A 1,406-nucleotide genomic window follows, 5' to 3' on the forward strand; every position below is an offset into this window, starting at 1 on the left:
CGCCGCACGGCACGCCGTCGACGACGGCCTCCCGGGCGTCCCGTACGCGCTCGTTCGCCCGAGCGGTCACCACGCGCAGCCGGCGCAGAGCGACGGCTTCTGCTTCTTCAACAACGTCGCCGTCGCCGCCGAGGACCTGCTCGCCACCGGCCGAGCGGACAGGGTCGCCATCCTCGACTGGGACGTCCACCACGCCAACGGCACGCAGGAAGCGTTCTACGACCGCGACGACGTGCTGGTCGTCAGCATCCACGGCGACCACGACTCCTGGGACCCGGAGACCCATCCGCAGTCCTGCGACCTCACCGAGCAGGGGACCGGCGACGGCGCCGGGTACACGGTGAACGTCCCGTTGCCCGCGGGAACCGGCGACGACGGCTACCGGTACGCGCTCGACGAACTCGTCGACCCCGTGCTCGCGGCGTTCGACCCGGACGCGCTCCTCGTGAGTGCGGGCCAGGACCCCGGGACGATGGACCCGCTCGGCCGGAACACGGTGACGAAAGCCGGCTTCGAGTCGCTCGGAGCGAGCGCGCGGCGATTCGCCGACGACTACGCCGCCGGGTCGCTGGCAGTCGTCCAGGAGGGCGGCTACCACGTCACGCACCTTCCCTACGCGACGCTCGGCGTCCTCGAAGGCGCACTCGACCACGAGACCGGCATCGAAGACCCGTTCGCGTGGATGCCCGGGGACACCGAGTCCGCCCGCCGAGCGGTCGACGACGCAGCCGCCGCGCACAGCGAGTACTGGCCGCTGGACTGAATCCCGACTTCCTGGCCGTCGACTACTGGAGGGCCGCCTCGACCTTCTCGATTGGATGCGCGGGCTCGCCGGCGTCCGCTCGGTCCGAGAGCTGCGTGCGACACGACGTCCCAGGTGCGACCACGCCGTCCGCGTCGCTGTCTCCGATGCCGTCGACGAGGATGTCCGCGATGGCCTGCGAGCGGGCGTAGTGCTCGCGCTCGTAGCCGAAGCTCCCCGCCATCCCGCAGCACGTCGAATCCACGGGGTCCACGCGGTAGCCCGCGCGTCGGAGGACGCCGACGGCGTGGTGGTCGGTGCCGACCGCCTTCTGATTGCAGTGGCCGTGGTAGGCCAGCGCCTCGTCGACAGGCCCGAACGCGAGGTGGTCGTCGAGCCGTTCGCGGTCGAGGTACTCCATGACGCCGCAGGTCTCCGCGGCCACCCGCTCGACGGCCGGCCCGTCCAGCAGGTCCTCGTAGTCGTCCTGCACGACGACCGCATCCGAGGGTTCGACGAACACCGGCGTCCGGCCCTCGGCCACCGCGGGCGCGAGGACGTCGACTGTCGCCTCGGCGCGGGTTCGCGCGCGGTCCAGGAACCCCATCGAGTACGCCGGTCGCCGCTCGGCCGCGCGTCGGTCACTTCGACGTCGACGCCCGCG

Annotated in this window: 2 protein-coding genes; one reads left to right on the forward strand and one right to left on the reverse strand. The window is 72.0% G+C overall.

Annotated features, from left to right (window positions below):
- A partial coding sequence (locus GRX66_RS19005; RefSeq protein WP_159527846.1) for a class II histone deacetylase occupies positions 1-763 on the forward strand: 763 nt, incomplete at its 5' end.
- A 22-nt stretch (positions 764-785) separates the two neighbouring features.
- Here GRX66_RS19005 and GRX66_RS19010 read toward each other — a convergent pair.
- Positions 786-1,406, reverse strand: a 621-nt coding sequence (locus GRX66_RS19010) for a (Fe-S)-binding protein (protein ID WP_267903104.1), incomplete at its 5' end; no start/stop codon positions are given.

Origin of the sequence: Halobacterium bonnevillei, from assembly GCF_009831555.1 — an archaeon.
GTDB lineage: Archaea > Halobacteriota > Halobacteria > Halobacteriales > Halobacteriaceae > Halobacterium > Halobacterium bonnevillei.